The organism is Olleya sp. ITB9 (genome assembly GCF_001315805.1).
Lineage (GTDB): Bacteria > Bacteroidota > Bacteroidia > Flavobacteriales > Flavobacteriaceae > Olleya > Olleya sediminilitoris.
The window spans coordinates 47,991-69,414 of record NZ_BCBW01000015.1; the positions used below are offsets into that span (position 1 = coordinate 47,991).

Annotated in this window: 17 protein-coding genes and 1 pseudogene; 9 read left to right on the forward strand and 9 right to left on the reverse strand. The window is 30.6% G+C overall.

Annotated elements, in window-relative coordinates; all coding sequences use genetic code 11:
• Window positions 1-24: 24 nt before the first annotated feature.
• The 3 genes from ITB9_RS03250 to ITB9_RS03260 all read right to left on the reverse strand — a co-directional run bounded on the left by ITB9_RS03250 (window position 25) and on the right by ITB9_RS03260 (window position 4,717).
• A complete protein-coding gene (locus tag ITB9_RS03250; RefSeq protein ID WP_028606198.1) occupies window positions 25-1,284 on the reverse strand; it encodes an aminotransferase class I/II-fold pyridoxal phosphate-dependent enzyme in 1,260 nt (419 codons plus the stop codon).
• 185 nt (window positions 1,285-1,469) lie between these two features.
• Window positions 1,470-2,510, reverse strand: a complete 1,041-nt coding sequence (locus tag ITB9_RS03255) for a PLP-dependent cysteine synthase family protein (protein WP_054851125.1) — start codon at window positions 2,508-2,510, stop codon at window positions 1,470-1,472.
• Window positions 2,511-2,584: 74 nt separating this feature from the next.
• The gene (locus ITB9_RS03260) at window positions 2,585-4,717 is read right to left on the reverse strand and encodes a S9 family peptidase (RefSeq protein ID WP_054851126.1); all 2,133 of its coding nucleotides are present in this window, start codon (window positions 4,715-4,717) and stop codon (window positions 2,585-2,587) included.
• 69 nt (window positions 4,718-4,786) lie between these two features.
• Here ITB9_RS03260 and ITB9_RS03265 point away from each other — a divergent pair, with 69 nt between their 5' ends.
• Window positions 4,787-5,110 (forward strand): YbaB/EbfC family nucleoid-associated protein, encoded by a 324-nt coding sequence (locus tag ITB9_RS03265; protein WP_028290853.1) that lies wholly within the window; start codon window positions 4,787-4,789, stop codon window positions 5,108-5,110.
• A 67-nt stretch (window positions 5,111-5,177) separates the two neighbouring features.
• On the opposite strand, the gene ITB9_RS03270 is transcribed toward ITB9_RS03265, so the two are convergent.
• Both ITB9_RS03270 and ITB9_RS03275 read right to left on the reverse strand, forming a co-directional pair.
• Window positions 5,178-7,409 carry an OmpA family protein gene (locus ITB9_RS03270; protein ID WP_054851127.1) on the reverse strand — a complete coding sequence of 744 codons (2,232 nt, stop codon included), beginning with the start codon at window positions 7,407-7,409 and terminating at the stop codon, window positions 5,178-5,180.
• Between the two features lie 214 nt (window positions 7,410-7,623).
• On the reverse strand, window positions 7,624-8,643 hold the full coding sequence (locus tag ITB9_RS03275) for a low specificity L-threonine aldolase (RefSeq protein ID WP_054851128.1): 1,020 nt from the start codon (window positions 8,641-8,643) through the stop codon (window positions 7,624-7,626).
• A gap of 100 nt (window positions 8,644-8,743) precedes the next feature.
• Here ITB9_RS03275 and prfB point away from each other — a divergent pair.
• The 4 genes and pseudogenes from prfB to ITB9_RS03295 all read left to right on the forward strand — a co-directional run bounded on the left by prfB (window position 8,744) and on the right by ITB9_RS03295 (window position 13,168).
• Window positions 8,744-9,853, forward strand: a pseudogene (gene prfB / locus ITB9_RS03280) (peptide chain release factor 2).
• Window positions 9,854-9,856: 3 nt separating this feature from the next.
• Window positions 9,857-10,198 (forward strand): arsenate reductase (glutaredoxin), encoded by a 342-nt coding sequence (gene arsC / locus ITB9_RS03285; RefSeq protein ID WP_054851130.1) that lies wholly within the window; start codon window positions 9,857-9,859, stop codon window positions 10,196-10,198.
• A 46-nt stretch (window positions 10,199-10,244) separates the two neighbouring features.
• A complete protein-coding gene (locus ITB9_RS03290) occupies window positions 10,245-10,622 on the forward strand; it encodes an ArsC/Spx/MgsR family protein (protein ID WP_028290858.1) in 378 nt (125 codons plus the stop codon).
• Between the two features lie 86 nt (window positions 10,623-10,708).
• Window positions 10,709-13,168, forward strand: a complete 2,460-nt coding sequence (locus ITB9_RS03295; protein ID WP_054851131.1) for an outer membrane beta-barrel family protein — start codon at window positions 10,709-10,711, stop codon at window positions 13,166-13,168.
• A gap of 175 nt (window positions 13,169-13,343) precedes the next feature.
• On the opposite strand, the gene ITB9_RS15560 is transcribed toward ITB9_RS03295, so the two are convergent.
• Both ITB9_RS15560 and ITB9_RS03300 read right to left on the reverse strand, forming a co-directional pair.
• On the reverse strand, window positions 13,344-13,517 hold the full coding sequence (locus tag ITB9_RS15560) for a hypothetical protein (protein ID WP_162874834.1): 174 nt from the start codon (window positions 13,515-13,517) through the stop codon (window positions 13,344-13,346).
• Between the two features lie 110 nt (window positions 13,518-13,627).
• Complete coding sequence (locus ITB9_RS03300) at window positions 13,628-15,244, reverse strand: sensor histidine kinase (protein WP_054851132.1); 1,617 nt, start codon at window positions 15,242-15,244, stop codon at window positions 13,628-13,630.
• Between the two features lie 221 nt (window positions 15,245-15,465).
• Between ITB9_RS03300 and fumC the strand changes: the two genes are divergently transcribed.
• Complete coding sequence (gene fumC / locus ITB9_RS03305) at window positions 15,466-16,863, forward strand: class II fumarate hydratase (protein WP_028290861.1); 1,398 nt, start codon at window positions 15,466-15,468, stop codon at window positions 16,861-16,863.
• Window positions 16,864-17,021: 158 nt separating this feature from the next.
• On the opposite strand, the gene ITB9_RS03310 is transcribed toward fumC, so the two are convergent.
• Window positions 17,022-17,549, reverse strand: a complete 528-nt coding sequence (locus ITB9_RS03310) for a Crp/Fnr family transcriptional regulator (protein ID WP_187294249.1) — start codon at window positions 17,547-17,549, stop codon at window positions 17,022-17,024.
• A 221-nt stretch (window positions 17,550-17,770) separates the two neighbouring features.
• On the opposite strand from ITB9_RS03310, the gene hutI reads away from it, so the two are divergent.
• Window positions 17,771-19,006 carry an imidazolonepropionase gene (gene hutI, locus ITB9_RS03315; RefSeq protein ID WP_054851134.1) on the forward strand — a complete coding sequence of 412 codons (1,236 nt, stop codon included), beginning with the start codon at window positions 17,771-17,773 and terminating at the stop codon, window positions 19,004-19,006.
• 122 nt (window positions 19,007-19,128) lie between these two features.
• Here the strand turns inward: hutI and ITB9_RS03320 are convergent, their stop codons facing one another.
• Window positions 19,129-20,013 (reverse strand): hypothetical protein, encoded by an 885-nt coding sequence (locus ITB9_RS03320; protein WP_054851135.1) that lies wholly within the window; start codon window positions 20,011-20,013, stop codon window positions 19,129-19,131.
• Between the two features lie 99 nt (window positions 20,014-20,112).
• Here ITB9_RS03320 and ITB9_RS03325 point away from each other — a divergent pair, with 99 nt between their 5' ends.
• Both ITB9_RS03325 and ITB9_RS03330 read left to right on the forward strand, forming a co-directional pair.
• Window positions 20,113-21,141, forward strand: a complete 1,029-nt coding sequence (locus tag ITB9_RS03325) for a formimidoylglutamase (protein WP_054851136.1) — start codon at window positions 20,113-20,115, stop codon at window positions 21,139-21,141.
• Entirely contained in the window at window positions 21,134-21,424 is a 291-nt protein-coding gene (locus ITB9_RS03330) for a hypothetical protein (RefSeq protein ID WP_054851137.1), read from the forward strand. Before ITB9_RS03325 ends, ITB9_RS03330 begins: the two co-directional genes overlap by 8 nt.

A 21,424-nucleotide genomic window follows, 5' to 3' on the forward strand; every position in this document is an offset into this window, starting at 1 on the left:
TTTATATGTAAAAAAACGTAATAATTATTCACCCATTGCTTTAATTAAAGCAGCAGACATACGCTTATAAGTACCATTAACTAAACGCTCTCTAATCGCTTCAAAAGCATCTAACGTTTCTGACACATCCTGTAATGTATGTGTTGCAGTAGGAATCATTCTTAATAATATTAATCCTTTAGGAATTACTGGATACACAACTATTGAACAGAAAATACCATAGTTTTCTCTTAAATCTCTAACTAAAGCCATAGCTTCTGGAATACTTCCATTTAAGTAAACTGGTGTTACACAACTCTGAGTTGTACCAATATCAAATCCACGATCTTTAAGACCTGATTGTAATGCATCTACAATTTTCCATAAGTTTTGTTTTAACTCAGGCATTGTACGTAACATATCTAAACGCTTTAATGCTCCAACAACCAATTGCATTTGCAATGATTTAGCAAACATTTGAGAACGTAAGTTATATTTTAAATAATCAATAATTTCTTGATCAGCAGCAATAAAAGCTCCTGTACTAGCTAAAGATTTAGCAAATGTTGCAAAATATACATCAATATCATCTTGCACACCTTGCTCTTGTCCTGCTCCTGCTCCTGTTTTACCTAAAGTACCAAAACCATGAGCATCATCAACAAATAATCTAAAGTTATATTTTTGTTTTAAAGCAACAATTTCTTTTAAACGACCTTGTTCACCACGCATTCCAAAAACACCTTCAGAAATCACTAAGATTCCGCCTCCAGTAGTTTCAGCCATTTTAGTAGCACGCTCTAAGTTTTTTTCTAAACTTTCAATATCATTGTGCTTGTAAGTAAAACGTTTTCCGTGATGTAATCTAACACCATCAATTATACATGCATGTGCATCAACATCGTAAACAATTATATCATCTTTACCAACTAATGCATCTACAGTAGACACCATCCCTTGGTAACCAAAGTTTAATAAATAAGCTGCTTCTTTATCAACAAATTCTGCTAACTCATTCTGTAATTGTTCGTGTAGTTCTGTGTGACCAGACATCATACGTGCTCCCATTGGATATGCTGATCCATAAGCAGCAGCTGCTTCTGCATCTACCTTACGTACTTCTGGGTGATTTGCTAACCCTAAATAATCGTTGATACTCCATGTGATAACTTCCTTACCTTGAAATTTCATACGGTTAGAAATTTCTCCTTCTAATTTTGGGAATACAAAGTAACCTTCTGCTTGAGCAGCCCATTTACCCAATGGTCCTTTGTCCTTGTATATTTTTTCAAATAAATCTTTCATGTAAAATGCGATTTTTAAGCTATCATAGTTAGGTATAATTAGCTTAAGCTATTAAATTTTAGTTAGATGTTACAAAATTAGGGAATTTTATTATTCATGCATAACAAATAACCTATGGATTTCTAATAAAAAAAGTCAATCTTACTATAAATATAAGATTAACTTTTTTCTATGTTTTGTAACGTTTACTTTATATATTGAATACTTTGTGCTGCAGCTTCATTTTTACTGTCAAAGAAACCTTGTTCAGTCATCCACTTGTCACTGTATACTTTACTCATATATCTTGAACCATGATCAGGAAAAATAACAACTACGTTATCTGTATCCTTAAATTCATTTGATTCATTTAGTTGTTTAAGTGCTTGCATTGCTGCTCCAGAAGTATAACCTACAAACAATCCTTCTGTTTGAGCTATTTCTCTAGCGGTATGTGCACTTTCTTCGTCTGTAACTTTAACAAATTCATCAATACTATCAAAATCTGTTGCTGTTGGGATTAAGTTTTTACCTAATCCTTCAATACGATAAGGGTATATTTCTTTATCATCAAACTCTCTTGTTTCATGATATTTTTTTAATACCGATCCATAAGCATCGACACCAATAACTTTAATATTTGGATTTTGCTCCTTTAAATATTTTGCTGTACCAGAAATTGTTCCTCCTGTACCACTACAAGCAACAAGGTGTGTTATTTCACCATCTGTTTGATTCCATATTTCAGGACCTGTAGATTGGTAATGTGCATCTATATTTAACTGATTAAAATATTGGTTTATGTAAACAGACCCTTTAATCTCGTCATGCAAACGTTTTGCAACTTGATAATAACTTCTAGGATCATCAGCACTTACATTTGCAGGACAAACATAAACTTTTGCTCCCATGTTTTTTAACATGTCAATTTTATCTGCAGATGACTTTGAACTAACAGCCAAAATACAATCGTAACCTTTAATTACACTAACCATTGCAATACTAAATCCTGTATTACCAGAAGTAGTTTCAATTATAGTGTCACCTGGTTTGATGATACCTTGTTTTTCTGCTTGCTCTATAATATAAAGTGCAATTCTATCTTTTGAAGAGTGACCTGGATTAAAAGCCTCTACCTTTGCTAGGTAATTACCTTTAAAACCTGATGTCATTTTTTTTAGTTTTATCATTGGCGTATTACCAATTAAATCTAATACGTTATCAAAAACTTGTTTTTTTTGTTCCATAAATGCTATTTAAAAGCTACTTATTTTTTTTGATTTTTAAAATCAAACCATGCAAAAGTAATGATTTTTTTTGACTATTTATTTATTCCTTCCAAATCAAATAGAAAAGCGTATTCTAAAGCGACCTCTTTTAAGGCCTCAAAACGACCAGAAGCACCACCATGACCTGCTTCCATGTCTGTTTTTAATAATAATAAATTTGAGTCAGTTTTTAACTCTCTTAATTTAGCAACCCATTTTGCTGGTTCCCAATATTGAACTTGAGAATCGTGTAATCCTGTAGTAACTAACAAATTTGGATACTCCTTTTGTGCAACATTGTCATAGGGTGAATAAGATTTCATGTAATCATAATAGGTTTTATCATTTGGATTTCCCCATTCGTCATATTCTCCAGTTGTTAATGGTATTGAATCGTCTAACATTGTGGTTACAACATCTACAAAAGGTACTGCAGCTACTACTCCATTATAAAGTTCTGGATTCATATTAATAATTGCTCCCATTAATAATCCTCCTGCACTTCCTCCCATTGCGTATAAATGCTTTTGTGACGTGTAGTTATTGTCTATTAAAAACTTTGAACAATCAATAAAATCTGTGAATGTATTTTTTTTAGTTAACAGTTTTCCGTTTTCATACCAAGGTCTTCCTAAATACTCACTACCTCTAATGTGCGAAATGACATAGATAAAACCTCGATCCAGTAAACTTAGCCTAATAGATGAAAAATAAGGGTCTATTGTAGATCCATAAGATCCATAAGCATATTGTAAAACTGGGTTTTGACCATTAAGTGTCATTCCTTTTTTATAAACAATAGACATTGGTATTTTCTCACCATCTCTAGCTGTTGCCCAAATACGCTTAGATTGATAGTTGTCTTTATTAAAATTAGGGTCTAAAACGGTTTGTTCTTTTTTAACTGTTTTTTCTTTTGTTTTAAAATTGTAGTCTATTACAGAACTTGGATTGGTTAACGAATTGAATCCATACCTCAAAGTTTCGCTTTCAAAGTCAGGATTATTTCCTAATTGAGCTGTATAAGTTTCACTTTCAAAATCTAAATAATAATCCTCTGCTCCATTCCAACTAATAATTCTTAATTGGTTTAAACCATTTTGTCTTTCGTTTACGACTAAATAATCTTTAAAGATTTCGATATCTTCTAATAAAACATCTTCTCTGTGTGGTAATACGTCTGTCCAATTATCACTTGATGTATTACTTTCGTTTGTTTTTTGAAGCTTAAAGTTAGTTGCTCCATCTTTGTTTGTGATAATATAAAAGCTATCATCAAAATGAGCTATTGAATATTCTAAATCTTTTTCACGAGAATTAAAAACTTTAAATTCATTGTCAGGTTGATCTGCTTCAAGTATTTGATATTCTGTAGCCAAAGTACTTGAACTTCCTATAATTATATACTTTTTAGATTTAGTTTTGTAAACATAAGTATTGTAAGTTTCATCTTTTTCATGAAAAACTAATTGGTCTGTTGATGCATCAGTACCTAATTTATGCTTGAAAATTTTATCAGAACGTAAAGTAACTTCATCTTTTTTACTGTAAAATAATGTTTTATTGTCATTAGCCCAAGTCATTCCACCTGTTGTATTTACAATAACATCATCATAAATTTCCCCTGTAACTAAATTTTTAATTTTGATAGTATATTGCCTTCTACTAACAGTGTCTACTGCAAAGGCTGCTAAAGTATTGTCTGTACTAATAGTTAAACCACCTAGTTTAAAATAGCTATGTCCTTTAGCCATAAGATTACAATCAAATAAAATTTCTTCATCTGCTGCAAGACTTTCTTTTTTTCTGGTATAAATTGGATAATCTTTACCTTCCTCATATCTAGTGATGTACCAATACCCATTTTGTTTATAGGGCACGCTTTGGTCATCTTCTTTAATTCTGGCTTTCATCTCATCAAATAATGATTTTTGAAAACCCTCTGTATGTTTTAAAATTGACTCAGTGTAATTGTTTTCAGCATTTAAATAATCTAAAACCTCTTGATCTTCTCTTTGATTTAACCAATAATAATTATCAATTCTGGTGTCATTATGAATTTGCAATTGCTTTTCAACCTTTTTAGCTATAGGTGGATTTACATTAGTTTTAGTCATTATAATATCGTTTTTACAGGAAAACACAAATGTAAAACTTATAATAATTAGCATAAACTGTTTTTTCATATTTAATTTTTTTGAATTTTAAACTATCAATTTAATAAATTTGTAGCTTAAACCTTAAAATTAAATAAAATGTTTGGAGACTTAATGGGTATGATGGGAAAACTAAAAGAGACCCAACAAAAAGTAGAGGAAACAAAAAAGAGATTAAATACTGTTTTAGTAGATCAAAACAGTAGTGATAATTTATTACAAGTCACCTTAACTGCTAATAGAGAAATTAAATCTATTACTATTAGTGATGATTTATTAGAAGATAAAGAACAACTTGAAGATTACTTAATATTAACACTAAACAAGGCTATTGCCAAAGCAACAGAGATTAATGAAACTGAATTAGCTGCTGTTACTAAAGAAGGTATGCCAAATATACCAGGAATGGATATGTTTAAATAATTTAATGTTGAAGTATAAAAAAAGGAAGCCAATTGGCTTCCTTTTTTATTTTATGTAAATATACTAATTAGTTAGCATTGATAACTCTAAATTGAGTACGTCTGTTTGCTAAGTGCTCTCTTTCTGTACAAGAAACACCATCAGAACATCTGTTTGCTAATCTAGACTCTCCATATCCATTAGATACAATTCTTGAAGAATTGATTCCTTTAGAGATTAAGTAGTTAGTTACCGCTTGAGCTCTTCTTTCTGATAAAGATCTGTTAGATGATTTAGAACCTCTTGAATCTGTGTGAGAAGCAATCTCTACTGATACACCATCAGCTAATACAGGTAATAATTTAGCATCGATTTCAGCTTTAGCAGCTGCAGTTAATGATGCAGAACCTAAATTCCAGTTTATGTTTAAGTCGTTATATTCAACGATTTTACAGTCCACTTCTTTCCAAGTTGTTAAACCTCCTTTTTTCTGTAATACTTCTTTAGTAACTGTTTTATTAACAGCAGGTACCGTTTTCTCTTCTACTCTAGCATCGTTAGCTAAAACAGTACGCTTTAAAGTAGCTGTTTTTTGAGGTACTTCAATAACTCTTGTCGTTGGAGGTGTAGCCATTACAGTACGTTTCATTGTTGTAGATGTAGATGGTATAGTTACTACTCTTGTAGTTTCAGGAGTAATGATAGTTTTTCTTAATGTAGTAGACTTTGAAGGAATATCAACCGCTCTTGTTGTAGGAGGTGTTGCCATTACAGTACGCTTCATTGTTTTAGTTACAGCAGGAATTTCAGTCACTCTTGTTGTAGCAGCATCAATTACTATAGTACGTTTCATTGTTTTTGTTACAGCAGGAATATCAATTACTCTTGTTGTTGGAGGTGTTACCATTACAGTTCTAGTTACCTCTTTAGTTACAGCAGGAACTTCAATTGTTCTTGTTGTTGGAGGAGTTACCATTACTCTTCTAGTTACTTGCTCAGTTACAGCAGGAATATCAATAACTCTTGTTGTAGCAGGAGATACTAATACCGTTTTCTTAACTGTTTTGTTTACAGCAGGGATTGGAATTGTTCTTGTTGTTGGAGGTGTAACCATTACTGTTTTTTTAACTGTTTTAGTTACAGCAGGAATATCAATAACTCTTGTTGTAGCTGGAGTTAAAACCACACGTCTTGTATATGTACCCATTCCACAGTCAGAAGAACTGTTAGGTGCTTGATCACATCCTGGCTTTGTCATTACTTGAGCATCAGAAGCTAATTCTGTTGTATTAATTGTAATGTTTTGAGCAGGAATATTTTTGTAACACCAGTATCTACAATCGTTAGGATCACTTGATGCACAGTCTGCTGCTGGAGTATCACTCATTCCCCATTTCGCTGTTGCAGGCTTAACTTCTATTACCTCATAACCTGAAGTAAATTTAGCAGGAACTACAGATAAAGTAGAACCAAACTCTTGTTTCTTATATGATAAAGTTTCATTACCCCATTTTGCAGGAATAACTTCTAAACGTTGAGATGCTTCTTTAACAACAACCTCAAAAGTTTCTGTACCATATTTAGCTGGAACAATTTCTAATCTTGAAGACTCAGGTTGTACTAATACTGTTACATTTTCTGTAGTCCATTTTGCAGGAACCACTTCTAAACGTTGAGATGCTTCTTTTACAACAACTGTTTCTGTTCTTGTTTCATATTTAGCAGGTATAGACTGTAGCTTAGTGTAAGCAGCTTCAACCAATACTGTTTCTGTTCTGTTTTCATATTTTGCAGGAATAACTTCTAAACGTTGCCCAGCTTCTTTTACAACAACTTCAAAATTTTCTGTTCCTAATTTAGCAGGAACTACTGATAAAGTTTGACCTCCTTCAGAAGAAACAACCTCAAAGTTTTCTGTAGCATACTTAGCAGGAACTACCGAAAGCTCTTGATAAGATGGTTGAATAATCATTTCTTCAGTTGTAGTATCTGTAGATCCAGGTACTTTTTCTAACTTCTGAGAAGCTTCCTGAGTAACAACTTCAAAAGTTTGTGTTTCATATTTAGCAGGAACTACTGATAATTCTTGTCCAGCTGATTGAGTTACAACTTCTTCGTTTTCTGTTCTGTACTGCGCAGGCACAACGCTTAACTTTTTATAAGCTGGTGCTACTTGTACTGTAATGTCTTGGTTAACCCATACATCAGGAGTTACACAACGTACATAACATTTCCCTGGTTCAGGATTTGTTGGTAAATCTTGTGCAAAAACTGCTGAGCAGACTACAAAAGATAAAATTGTTAGTAATACTTTTTTCATTGTTGTTAATTTAAATGGTTATTTATTAAACATATTTAGTCGAAACTAATAACGACTGTTCTCTAATTTCATTCAAAAAAAATACTTATCAAACAAATAGTCACTTTTATTCATAATGCTAAGTTAAAATTTCGACCAACAGTGTTAAAATTCAGCTTAACTACATGTAAAAAAGCGAACAGTGTTTTTAATTTTAACAAACACTGTGTCTAAATTACAACTTTTTCAGCACATTAACCACTTTATCGTGCTGATTATCAGAATAATTAAGATGGGTTACTAATCTTAATTTCCCATTTCCCATACTAATGATTTTAATATTCTTGTCAGAAAGCACCTCTAAAAAATCATTTTCTGAATATTTTTCATTAAGTTGAAAAATTACAATATTAGTTTCTACAGGTTCTACCTTTTTTACAAAGGAAGATTTAAGTAAAACATCACCTAATTGTTTGGCTTTTATATGGTCCTCTTCTAACCTTTCAATATTATGTTCTAGTGCATATAATCCTGCTGCTGCCAAAAATCCACCTTGACGCATTCCTCCTCCTAAGATCTTTCTAATTCTTATAGCATTTTTCATGATTGCTTCATCACCAACAAGTACAGATCCAATTGGACAACCCAATCCTTTACTAAGACAAACAGATATGGTATCAAAAGCAGCTCCATATTGTGCTGTAGTTTCATTTTTAGCAACTAAAGCATTCCATAATCTTGCTCCATCTAAATGAAATCCTAAATTATGAGTTTTACAAAGGTCTTTAATTTTTAAAATTTCATTAAAATCCCAACACGCTCCTCCTCCTTTATTAGTAGTATTTTCAATTTCAACTAAAGTTGTTAAAGGACTATGGTAAAATTCAGGAGGATTAATAGCTTCTTCAACTTGACTAGCAGTAAACATCCCTCTATGACCATCTAATAATTTACAAGAAATACCACTATTAAATGAGGCACCTCCACCTTCATAATTATATATATGAGCATACTGGTCACATATAACTTGATCTCCAGGATTAGTATGTAGTTTTAAAGCAGTTTGATTAGCCATCGTACCACTAGGAAAAAACATAGCGTGTGACTTGCCAAACTGTTGGGCTACTTTTTCTTCTAGAGCATTAATAGTTTCGTCCTCTTTATACACATCATCACCAACCTTAGCTGTCATCATGGCTTCCATCATTTCTAAACTAGGTTTTGTAACGGTATCACTTCTTAAATCAATAATCATATCTTTTGTTTTAATCTTGATAAAATTATTAAAATTGTGGTTAAATATTTTTAAATCTTAGTAATAATTCTATTTTTGTTATCCACTCAAAGTTAAAATTATGATAACTTCAGAACACATCAAAAACCTTAATACACGCCTTAAATCGTTAAGGCAATATCTTTGACATTGACAATAAGCTAGTTGCGATTCAAAATGAAGAAGAGCAAACGTTTGATCCTAACTTTTGGAATGACTCTGCTGCTGCAGAACTAGTCATGAAATCCTTAAGAGAGAAAAAAAATGGATAAACGATTACGAAGATTCTAAATCATACATTGAAGATTTAGAAGTTATTTACGAGTTTTACAAAGAAAACGAAGCAACTTTAACTGATGTTGAAGAACGCTACAATAAAGCATTAACTTTAATTGAAGATTTAGAGTTTAAAAACATGTTATCTGAAGAAGGTGACAGCTTAAGTGCTGTTTTACAAATTACAGCAGGAGCTGGAGGAACAGAGAGTTGTGATTGGGCAAATATGTTAATGCGTATGTATTTAATGTATGCCGAAAAAAATAGCTTTAAAGTTAAAGAGTTAAACTTTCAAGAAGGTGATGTTGCTGGCATTAAAACTGTAACTTTAGAAATTGAAGGCGATTTTGCTTTTGGTTGGTTAAAAGGCGAAAATGGTGTACACAGATTAGTACGTATTTCTCCATTTGATAGTAATGCAAAACGACATACTAGTTTTGCTTCGGTTTACGTTTACCCATTAGTGGATGATACCATAGAAATTGATATTAATCCAGCTGATATCGAAATTACAACCGCTAGATCCAGTGGTGCAGGTGGACAAAATGTAAATAAAGTTGAAACTAAAGTACAACTTACACACAAACCCTCTGGAATACAAATTTCGTGTTCAGAAACTAGGTCTCAACATGACAATAGGTCTAGAGCAATGCAGATGTTAAAATCACAGTTGTATGAAATCGAACTTCAAAAGCAATTAGCTCAACGTGAAGATATTGAAGCTAGTAAAATGAAGATTGAATGGGGAAGCCAAATAAGAAACTATGTCTTACATCCATACAAGCTAATAAAAGATGTTAGAAGTAGCCATGAAACAGGTAATGTAGACGCTGTTTTAGATGGAAATATAGAACCCTTTTTGAAAGCCTATCTTATGATGATGGGACAACAAGATATTGATACTGAAAACCTTTAAGCAATGATAAAAATTTACCACAATCCAAGATGCAGTAAATCTAGACAAGGTTTACAGTTATTAGAAGACACAAACCAAGAGTTTGAAATCATCAAGTATCTTGACAATCCATTATCTATAAAAGAAATTAGAGAGATAATTACTGCTCTTAATATTAAGCCAATTGAACTAGTTAGAAAAAACGAAGCCATTTGGAAAGACAACTACAAAAACAAAACCCTAACAGACAATCAAATTATTGAGGCTTTACAAGCCCATCCTAAACTAATTGAAAGACCTATTGTTACCAATAAAAATTTAGCTGTTATTGGTAGACCTACAGAACTGATAAAAACAATATTATAGTTTATTAACGATTATTTCAGCACAATCAAACTCCCTCACTAAACTAATGATAATAATATATCACAACCCTGAGTCGTCAGACTCAAACGCTTGCCTTGAAATTTTAGAAACCTCAAAACATGATCATGAAGTCATAAAATACCAAGATAGACCTCTAGATAAACCAAAACTAATTAAAATTATAAATCTATTAAATGTTAAACCAGATGAGCTAATCAGAAAAGACAATAAAGTATGGATTGAAAACTTTAAACCTCTTGTAGATGAAGGTCAACAATTTAACGACGACAGCTTGATTGACATAATGATTGAATATCAAGACATTATAGAACGTCCAATTGTAATAAACGGAGGAAAAGCAGTCGTTGGCAAACCTGCTAAACGCATTTTTAATATCAAACCAAAACAGAACTCCACTTTATGATTTGTGCTTTTTTATTTAACAAAGCTTTAACCAAACACGCTTAAACCTTAAAGTACTTTTGTAGTCATATTGACAAACCAAAATCTATGACTAAAAATATTATTTCCTTTTGCTTACTGCTACTATGCGCTAATTTTTCTTTTGCGCAAAATGCAAATCAAAAATCAGTAACTATTAAAGGAAAGATTCTTGAAAAAGACACAAACGCACCTCTAGAATATGCAACAGTAGTATTCAAAAGTATTTCATCACCTAATGATGTATCAGGAGGAATTACAGATGCTAACGGTAATTATTCAGTTGAAGTAAAAACAGGTAATTATACTGTAAGTTTTGAATACATTGGCTTTAAAACCGAAGTATTAAATAATAAATCTATAAACTCTAATCAAACATTACCAACTCAATATTTAGCAATTGATGCTGAAACATTAGACGAAATAGAAATTGTTGCTGAAAAAACTACTGTTGAGATAAGATTAGATAAAAAAATATACAACGTTGGTAAAGATTTAACTGTACGTGGTGGAACTGTAAGTGATGTATTAGATAATGTCCCATCGGTTTCAGTTGATGTTGAAGGTACTGTGGCTTTACGTGGTAATGATAACGTACGCATATTAATTAATGGAAAACCATCTGGTTTGGTTGGTTTAAGTTCTACAGATGCCTTAAGACAATTACCTGCAGAATCTATTGAAAGAGTTGAAGTTATTACTTCTCCATCTGCTAGGTATGAATCAGAAGGTACAGCTGGTATATTAAACATTATACTAAAAAGAAGTAAATTACAAGGTTTAAATGGAGCCATAACCACAAACGTAGGTTACAATCCTGCTGCAGGAATATCAGGAAACATAAACTATAGAACAGGAAATATTAATATTTTTAATACTACTGGTTATAGTTACAGAGAATCACCAGGTAATTCATACGCTTACACGCAATATTTAAATACAGAATTTGATGACGACGGAAATTTAATCTCTGATGATCCAGATACTTATACTGAAGAAACTAGAGATTATGAGCGTATTAGAAAAGGTTTAAACACTAATTTTGGTGTAGAATGGTATGTTAATGATTCTGCTTCTTTAACGACATCTTTCTTATACAGAGATAGTGATAACGAAAGAAACACAACTAACACAACTTTACAAACAGACGCCTTAGGAAACACTTCTACAAATGTTCGTATAGATCCTGAACTAGAAGATGATAAAACCATACAATATTCATTAAACTTCAATAAGAATTTTAATGATAGTGGTCATACTTTGACTTTTGATTTTCAATATGAAGAAAATAATGAAAATGAAAATTCAATCATTCTTTCAGATAACGTAATATCTAATGATATTTCTAGTTTTGAAGAACAAGAACGTATCTTACTACAGACAGACTACGTACTTCCAATTGGAGAAAACTCTCAATTTGAAGCCGGATTTAGAGGTAATTTTAACACTCAATCTACAGATTTTATTGTGCAATCTGTAAATGATGAAGGCACTTTAGAGCTTGACAATACACAATCTAATTTATTTAACTACGGTGAGGATTTAATTGCTGTATATTCTCAATTTGGTAGTAAAATTGGTAACTTTTCATACCTTTTAGGTTTAAGGTTAGAAAATACAAGATTAACTATTGATCAACCAACAAGTGGAGATTTTAGTAAACGTAATTACACTGGATTATTCCCAACAGTAAATTTAAGTTATGAAATTAGTGACAGAGAAAATGTAACATTAGGTTATGCTAGACGTTTACGTAGACCACGCTCTCGTTTTATCAATCCTTTTCCTTCTTTTTCAAGCTTAACAAGCGTATTTAGAGGTAATCCTGAATTAGATCCAAGTTACTCTGGACAATTCGATTTAGGATATTTAAGACGTTTTGGTAAGTTTACATTTAACGCCTCTACTTACTACTCGCATGCAACAGATGGTTTTAATTTTATAAGTTTTGACACAGGTGAAGTCGTTACAATTTCTGGACAAGAGGTTAACGTTATACAACGTTCTCCTATTAATTTAGCAACTGAAGACAGAGTTGGTGCCGAATTTACTTTAACTTATAACCCATCAAGAAAATGGAGAATAAATACTAACTTTAATTTTTTCCAGTCTGAAGTAGAAGGTACTACTCCTAACGGATTGTCACTTGATAATAAAAACACAAGTTGGTTTGCTAGATTAAGTAATAAATTTACTTTACCTGCTAGTATAGATTGGCAAACAAATTTATTTTACAGAGGTTCAAGTCAAGATGCTCAAAACGATAATGAAGGTATTTTCACAACATCTATGGCATTTAGTAAAGACTTATTTAACGAAAGAGCTTCATTAGCATTTAATGTTAGTGACTTATTTAATAGCCGTAAAAGACAACAAACCACTACTACTCCAACTTATATTAGCGACAGCGAATTTCAATGGAGAGAACGTAGTTTTAATCTTTCATTTACATACAGATTTAACCAGAAAAAGAAGCGTACTCAACGTGGAAACTATGGTGATGGTGGTGGTGATGAATTTGAGGGATAATATATTAATACCATAATAAAAAGCTGCTAGAAATTCTAGCAGCTTTTTTTATATCCAAAGTCCTGTTATTTTAAATATAGATGATAAAAAAAAAGGAAATCAAAATTGATTTCCTTTTTTTTAAAATTGAATTTTATTGAGTCTAAACTAAATAAAACTATTTATATTTTAAAAATTAAGCATTGCGCTTAGCCTTTTTTTCTTCTTTAATCTCGTTTAAACGTTCAATTAAACTTCCTCCAATCCAATAAGGAACTACAAATGTTATTAAAAATATCATTAACCAAAATCCTATGGTTAAGATAGTTAAAAATGCTAAAAAGCCTAAATATTGGTCAAATTCGAACATACTGTGTTTAGTTTCGTGTTTATTATTATTGCAAATATAAAGTAATCTTATTTTTAATACAATATAAAGTAAAAATTTATTAATGGTATTATTAATAAACTTTATAACTATTAACTATGAAAACTTTTTTCATGAGGTTTAAAATTAATTATAAAAGTGCTTTCAGGTAACTTTTTATATTCTAACTTACCTTGTAATTGTTCAGTTAAAATATTAATTAATTCCATCCCTAATGAGTCTGAGGTTTTATAATTAAAATCATCAGATAAGCCTTCTCCATAATCTTTATAGATTAATTTAAAATTAGGTCTATTATCAATAATTGTAATACTTAATTTATTTTTTACATTATCTTTAAAGCTGTATTTAAACGAGTTTGTTACTAGTTCGTTTAAAATTAAACCAAGGTCTGACGCTGTTTCAGCATCAAAAAACAAACCATCATCAATATTTATTTCTTTAAGTAAATGCATTGATTTATTTTTTACGGTATCTTCAACATATTCTAATAATTGCTCAACGTATTCTTTGGTTTTCACATCTTTTAAAGTTACATTTCCATATAGTTTTTCATGTACCAAAGACATAGAGCGTATTCTATTTTGACTGTCTTTTAATGCTTGTTTAATGTTTTCATCTTCATATTCATTTTCTTGCATTAATAAGATACCTGCAACCATTTGCATGTTATTTTTTATACGATGATGTATCTCTTTAATTAAGGTTTGAATTTTGCTTAAATTAATTTCTAATTCATCATTTTTTTGAACAACCAAATTGTTAACCTCCTTTAAAGTTTGATTTAAACGTCTATTTTTCAAATATTGACTCAAAGATAATAGTACTAAAATAGATAATATGGCATACCAACCAAAAGCTAAGCAATTATTTTTAATACTAGTTTGTGGTTTTATTTTAAAGGCACTCCCGACTTTAAGTTCTAGACCAAATAAATCGATTGAAGAATAAATATAATCTGAATCATTTATGTTATAGTTTTTATAATATTCTTCATCTTTAAGTTCAGAATAAATTTTAGTGTCGTTATAATAACCTTCTCGTGTAAGATCAAAACTATCTTTAATTATAAATTTATGAAGAAATATTTTTTCTTGATTATGAGTGTAAAAAAAATCTAATAGATACTTGACATTAATTACTGGAGAAAAATAACCTAATATTTCATTTTTATTATTTCTAGCTGAAAAGTTAAATGGGAAACCTGTCCAACCTTCACGCAAATTAATTGGAGTAAACAATCTAATCTTATCATCCAACATGTGTTGCTCTAGCTCAATCGTTCTTTCAGGAGATAAAAAAGATTTTCCAGATGTTCCTTTTAGTTTTTGAGGATCTATTTGATTAGGAGTAACAACGTATTTAAATACGTGGTCTTTGTCAATATAATTCACTAGTATGGAATCATCAAACTTTACGTTTCCTAATAAATCTTTTAAATATATTTGAAGATTTTTTTCAGAAGGAAACGTTTCTGAATTTTTAGTGTAACTTTTTATTGAAGAGACTAAAGTAGCATACACCTGTATTCCGGATTTAGCATTATTAATAGCCTCTGTATGAGCTTTTTTTAATTCAGCTTCAATTTTTTGTTGTTCTAGTTGATTGTTTTCACTTAATAATCTATTCAACAATACAGCACCAATAATTAAAATCACTAATGCTATAAGGTAATATTTTATATTTTTAACAGAATTTGATACAAACATTAGTATTGTAAAAATAGCTTCATTTTAGAGTATAAAGATAACTGATTTTTATTATATCTTAATCTTTTTAAAAATGAATTAACGATAATTAATGAGCTTTTTTTGAGCAGAAACTAATAACTAATAATATTCTTTAATTTTTAATTTTTATTGTAGAAATGTGTTAATTTAAAACCACAAAATTTTGTAATTTTACAATCATAATTTAATCAATTATCAAGATGGAATATAGAATAGAAAAAGACACCATGGGCGAAGTTAAAGTGCCTGCTGACAAGCTTTGGGGAGCACAAACGGAACGTTCTAGAAATAATTTTAAAATAGGAAACGTTGCATCAATGCCACTTGAAGTGGTTTACGGATTTGCTTACCTAAAAAAAGCTGCTGCTTATACCAACTGTGAACTTGGAGTTTTACCTATTGAAAAAAGAGATTTAATTGCAACAGTTTGTGATGAAATCTTAAATGGAGAACATGATGATCAGTTTCCGTTAGTAATCTGGCAAACAGGTTCAGGAACTCAGTCTAACATGAATGTAAATGAGGTTATTGCTAACAGAGCACACCAATTAGCTGGAAAAACTATTGGTGAAGGTGATAAAACAATACAACCTAATGATGATGTAAATAAATCACAATCATCAAACGATACTTTTCCAACAGGAATGCACATTGCTGCTTACACAAAAATTGTAAAAAACACTATTCCTGGTGTTAAGCAATTACGTGATACTTTAAAGAAAAAATCTGAAACTTTTAAAAATGTAGTAAAAATTGGTCGTACACATTTAATGGATGCTACACCATTAACTTTAGGACAAGAGTTTTCTGGATATGTTTCTCAGTTAGAGCATGGACTTAAAGCCTTAGAAAACACTCTACCACATTTAAGCGAAATAGCTTTAGGTGGAACTGCTGTTGGTACAGGTCTAAATACTCCAAAAGGATATTCTAAACGTGTTGCAGAATATATAGCTGAATTTACAGGACAACCATTTATTACAGCTCCTAATAAATTTGAAGCTTTAGCTGCACACGATGCTATTGTTGAAAGTCATGGTGCTTTAAAACAATTAGCTGTCTCTTTAAACAAAATTGCTAATGATATACGTATGATGGCTTCTGGACCAAGATCAGGTATTGGAGAAATCATCATTCCTGCTAATGAGCCAGGAAGTTCAATTATGCCAGGAAAAGTTAACCCTACACAATGTGAAGCATTAACAATGGTTTGTGCTCAGGTTATGGGTAACGATGTTGCTATAAGCGTTGGTGGTACACAAGGACATTACGAGCTTAACGTCTTTAAACCAATGATGGCTGCAAACATCTTACAATCTGCGCAGTTAATTGGTGATGCTTGTGTAAGTTTTGATGTTAATTGTGCTGCAGGTATAGAACCAAATCACGAAGTAATTAAAGAACTTTTAAACAACTCATTAATGCTAGTTACAGCATTAAATACTAAAATAGGATACTATAAAGCAGCAGAAATAGCTAATACTGCTCATAAAAACGGAACAACTCTAAAAGTTGAAGCTGTTAATTTAGGTTATGTAACTGCTGAAGAATATGACGAATGGGTAAAACCTGAAGAGATGGTAGGAAGCTTAAAGTAAGCACTTATAACCTTTTATAAATTTAAAAAACCGATAAGTAAGCTTTATCGGTTTTTTAGTTTAGTTAGTTATTAAATAAAAAAATAATAGGGATGGATAAATAACCACTCAAATTTATAACAATTCTAAATAACACACATTAACATATGTTAATAAAACTAAAGTTTACCTCTTACTCTACTTAATTGAACAGGAGTAATACTCAAAAATTTAGCGATTTGATACTGAGGAATTAAGTTATCGATATTAGGAATTATTTTTCTTAGATTTAAATAACGTTCAGTAGCATTCATTGTTAATACTTCAATATACTTTTTATCTTTCTCACAGACTAAAGCTTCTAAAAATTTAGCATAAAAACCCAATATTTCAGTATTAGACTTATATAATTCTTTAAATTTAGTAAAATCCAATACGTAGATTTCGCTATCAGTCAGACATTCATAAGTGCTTTCAGAAGGTATCTTATTTAATAATGCCTCAAAAGACGCAATTATTGTCATTGGTGTAAATAAAGACTTTGTTACCTCCTTACCACTTTCTAATCTAACATAAGAACGCATAACCCCTTTAACTATTAAATAAATTTTGTCAGGTATATCTCCAGAATCATCTAATATAGTGCCAGCAGGTAATGCTTTAAAGACTGAACAATTAAAGATCAAATCAAACGATTGGATAGACATTTTATAAAAAGAACACATATAAGCATATATATCTTCATAAGATGTTTGCTTTTCTGCTACCATAATTTTAATTTACACACAGATAAATGTATACCTTTTATTTATTTAAGATTTATCTTTTCGATGTATCGCAAATAAAGAGCAACAATAAGTAAACTAACTAAAATCGTTCAATACTATGTTATTTATCTATATTTAAAAATAAAACCGAAACACTTTACATGACAATTTTAATAAAAAACATCAAGGAATTACTACAAGTTAGAGACGAAAATACTTTAAAAGTTTCTGGAAGTCAAATGAAAGAATTACCATCCATAACTAACGCCTACTTATTAATTGAAGATGATACAATTGTGGATTTTGGATCTATGATAGACGTAAGCAATGTAAAGGCCGATAAAACGATTGATGCTACAAATAAAGTGGTATTACCAACATGGTGTGACTCCCATACTCATATAGTTTATGCTGGAGATAGATCTCAAGAATTTGTAGATCGTATTAACGGTTTAAGTTATGAAGATATTGCAAATCGTGGTGGTGGTATTGTCAATAGTGCCAAAACCCTTCAAAACACAACTGAAGATGATTTATATAACCAATCTATACAACGTGTTAAAGACGTAATGCATTTAGGCACAGGAGCTATTGAGATTAAATCTGGTTATGGCTTAACACCAGATGCAGAACTTAAAATGTTACGAGTAATTAAGAGAATAAAAAAAGATTTTCCTGTAAAAGTAAAAGCTACGTTTTTAGGTGCTCATGCATTACCTCTTGAATTTAAAACAAATAAACAAGGTTATTTAGATCAAATTATTAATGATATGCTACCACAAATAGCAAAAGAAAACTTAGCACAATATATTGATGTCTTTTGCGAAAAAGGGTATTTTGATTTAAACGATACTGCACAAATATTAGAAGCTGGTTTAAAATATAATTTAATTCCTAAAATACATGTTAATCAATTTAACGCTTTTGGTGGTGTTGCATTAGCTGTAAAATATGGAGCTATTAGTGTAGATCATTTAGAAGAATTAAACACTGAAGACATAAAAGTTTTAAAAGATAGCAATACAATGCCAGTAGCTTTACCTTCTTGTTCCTATTTTTTAAGTATTCCATATACACCAGGAAGACAACTTATTGACGCTGGTTTACCTCTAGCTTTAGCTACAGATTATAATCCTGGCTCTACGCCTTCTGGAAATATGAATTTTGTTGTAAGTACTGCTTGTATTAAAATGAAATTAACACCTGAAGAAGCTATAAACGCAGCAACATTAAATGGTGCTTATGCAATGGGAATATCTAAGCAATACGGAAGTATTACTAAAGGCAAAAAAGCAAACATAATTATAACTAAACCTATTTCAGGATATCACTATTTACCTTATGCCTTTGGGGATAACCATATAGATCAAGTTATTATTAATGGGACTATTATTTAAGCTATTTAGATGGAAATAGAAATTATAATTGTCTTCTAAAGTAATCTATAGAGTATAAAAAAACCTGAAAGCTTAACACTTTCAGGTTTTAATGGATTTGTTAATTAATGTTAAGCAAGTAACTATTTAAGGGAAAATTCTGTACTTGATATTAATTCATTTGCATTAAAAACATTGATTTGATAAAGTCCTGACTCAAATTTTTCATCTTCTTTAGCATCTATAAACTCACAAATATCTAGGTTTCCGTTTTCATAATTAAACTTACTAATAAGACTATAATTTAGTACTTGTTCTCCAAATTTAACTTGTTCATCAGCTCCTAAAATATTACTACTAGGATCAATAACTTGAACGTAAAACTCTTTATCACCAGACAGTACTAATCTGTTTTTAGTAACAGTAAAACATACTCTAATTTTATCACTACGTTTCGCTCTTTCAGTAGGTATTAACTTACCATTATTACGTTGTATAACTCCAAAACCTTTTAAGTTAACAGCATTAAGTACTGCAGCCTTTTCAACAACATCAGCTAAAGCAGTATTTTGAATAAGTAAAGAGTCATTAAACATTCTGCTTTCTTCATATCTAACATTAGTACTATCTAATGTTGTAGCTAACTGCATGTTTTCAACTTTCAATCTATCATTTTCAGTTAAAAGCGCATCCATTTCAGTTTTAAGTGCATTATATTTATTGTAATAACGACCTAAATTTCTTACGTTAGTTTCAGAAACTTTTAAAGAATCTATTAAATCTTGAATACGATCTCTAGCTTCAACTAAATTTTGGTTTGTTACTTGAGTTTCACTTAAAGCAACGTCATATTTTGCTGCCATAGTGTTCAAGTCTGTTAACACATCGTTTTTTTCTTGTGTTAACTGCTGCTCATTTTGTTTTTTTTCTTTGTACAAAGTAGAAGTGTAAATTCCTGTACCAATAAATAATGCTAAAGCGATTCCTAAGGCTACTTTTAAACCTGTACTTGCTGTGTTATTTGCCATAATCTTTTAATTTATGAGTTAAACATTAATTTTAAAATCTTATTATTGTTGTAATAATAAAAACGTAATTTTATTTTTTCAAATCTACATAAAAAGTAAATGAATAAGTTAATTTTATTTAATAATTCCTTTTCAGACCACTTAATTAATGCGCGTTCTGGCGAAACTAAATTTGGTCAACAAACCATTAAATTAACTAGTGTTTCCAATATATACGACACACTTAAAAGTTTAGACGTTAAGTATGTTTTATTTGGATTACCTGAGGATGTTGGCGTTTTTGCAAACCACGGAAAATCAGGAGCTTGCAATACCTGGAAGCATGTAATTAAAATTTTGTTAAACACACAAAACAATGTTTTTAATGAGGCTAGTAAAGTATTAGTTTTAGGACATTTAGATTTTACGGAAGAACAAAAAGAAGTTACCAAATTAAAACAAGACAATCCAAAGCAAATCATTAGAGCTAGAAAATTAGTAGCTCAAATAGATAAACATGTGGTTGATTTGGTCTCGACCATTGTTAATGCTGGTAAAATACCAATAGCTATTGGTGGAGGACACAATAACGCTTATGGAATGATTAAAGGGACTAGCTTGGCTTTAAAGCGACCAATAAATAGTATTAATCTTGATGCACATACAGATTTTAGAGCTTTAGAAGGCAGACACAGTGGTAATGGCTTTAGTTACGCTTACGCTGAAGGTTTTTTAAAACGATATTATGCTTTTGGGTTACACGAAAACTATACGTCAGCATCTATATTTAGTCAATTTAATAACAATAAACATTTAGATTATAATACCTACGAAGCTATTGCTGTACGACAAGAGTTAAAATTTAAAAAAGCGCTTAAACAAGCTACAAAACACGTTGGAAAAACTAATTTTGGGATAGAAATTGATTGTGATGCCATTTTAAATATTAGTAGTAGTGCACAAACACCAAGTGGTTTTTCGGTTGAAAAAACAAGACAATTTTTACATCATTTTGCTTCACATAGTAACGCCAATTATTTCCATATTTGCGAAGCTATAGGCAAAAAGAAAAATGGACCGCAAATAGGTAAATTAATTAGCTATTTAATTACGGACTTTATACGCTCAAACGACAAAAAAAATGACTAAATTACAATTAGAATATTTAAGATTAGTACTTACGGTTATTGTATTTGTACTAATTATAACGCCTTTGTTTTTACATATAAATCAAGTTACTATTAACTGGTTTAACAGCTTGTCTCAAGTTATGGCAATACCATTGTTAATAATATGCATTGGTATTCCGTTGTGGATGATTGTGGATTTGGTAAGAAAAAATGTAGCTGATAAATCTATATTTAATTTGACCTTTTTTATTTCTGTTATTTCAATAGCATTATTGTTTTTTTCTATTAAAATTTTAAATTAA

Bases quoted from the DNA above. Each gene is read 5' to 3' on its own strand.
- ITB9_RS03300 (WP_054851132.1), bottom strand. From the start codon at position 15,244: ATGTTTGTATCAAATTCTGTTAAAAATATAAAATATTACCTTATAGCA.
- ITB9_RS03320 (WP_054851135.1), bottom strand. From the start codon at position 20,013: ATGGCAAATAACACAGCAAGTACAGGTTTAAAAGTAGCCTTAGGAATC.
- ITB9_RS15560 (WP_162874834.1), bottom strand. From the start codon at position 13,517: ATGTTCGAATTTGACCAATATTTAGGCTTTTTAGCATTTTTAACTATC.
- ITB9_RS03310 (WP_187294249.1), bottom strand. From the start codon at position 17,549: ATGTCTATCCAATCGTTTGATTTGATCTTTAATTGTTCAGTCTTTAAA.
- ITB9_RS03295 (WP_054851131.1), top strand. From the start codon at position 10,709: ATGACTAAAAATATTATTTCCTTTTGCTTACTGCTACTATGCGCTAAT.
- ITB9_RS03270 (WP_054851127.1), bottom strand. From the start codon at position 7,409: ATGAAAAAAGTATTACTAACAATTTTATCTTTTGTAGTCTGCTCAGCA.
- ITB9_RS03325 (WP_054851136.1), top strand. From the start codon at position 20,113: ATGAATAAGTTAATTTTATTTAATAATTCCTTTTCAGACCACTTAATT.
- ITB9_RS03275 (WP_054851128.1), bottom strand. From the start codon at position 8,643: ATGATTATTGATTTAAGAAGTGATACCGTTACAAAACCTAGTTTAGAA.
- ITB9_RS03250 (WP_028606198.1), bottom strand. From the start codon at position 1,284: ATGAAAGATTTATTTGAAAAAATATACAAGGACAAAGGACCATTGGGT.
- ITB9_RS03265 (WP_028290853.1), top strand. From the start codon at position 4,787: ATGTTTGGAGACTTAATGGGTATGATGGGAAAACTAAAAGAGACCCAA.
- ITB9_RS03290 (WP_028290858.1), top strand. From the start codon at position 10,245: ATGATAATAATATATCACAACCCTGAGTCGTCAGACTCAAACGCTTGC.
- fumC (WP_028290861.1), top strand. From the start codon at position 15,466: ATGGAATATAGAATAGAAAAAGACACCATGGGCGAAGTTAAAGTGCCT.
- ITB9_RS03255 (WP_054851125.1), bottom strand. From the start codon at position 2,510: ATGGAACAAAAAAAACAAGTTTTTGATAACGTATTAGATTTAATTGGT.
- ITB9_RS03330 (WP_054851137.1), top strand. From the start codon at position 21,134: ATGACTAAATTACAATTAGAATATTTAAGATTAGTACTTACGGTTATT.
- hutI (WP_054851134.1), top strand. From the start codon at position 17,771: ATGACAATTTTAATAAAAAACATCAAGGAATTACTACAAGTTAGAGAC.
- arsC (WP_054851130.1), top strand. From the start codon at position 9,857: ATGATAAAAATTTACCACAATCCAAGATGCAGTAAATCTAGACAAGGT.
- ITB9_RS03260 (WP_054851126.1), bottom strand. From the start codon at position 4,717: ATGAAAAAACAGTTTATGCTAATTATTATAAGTTTTACATTTGTGTTT.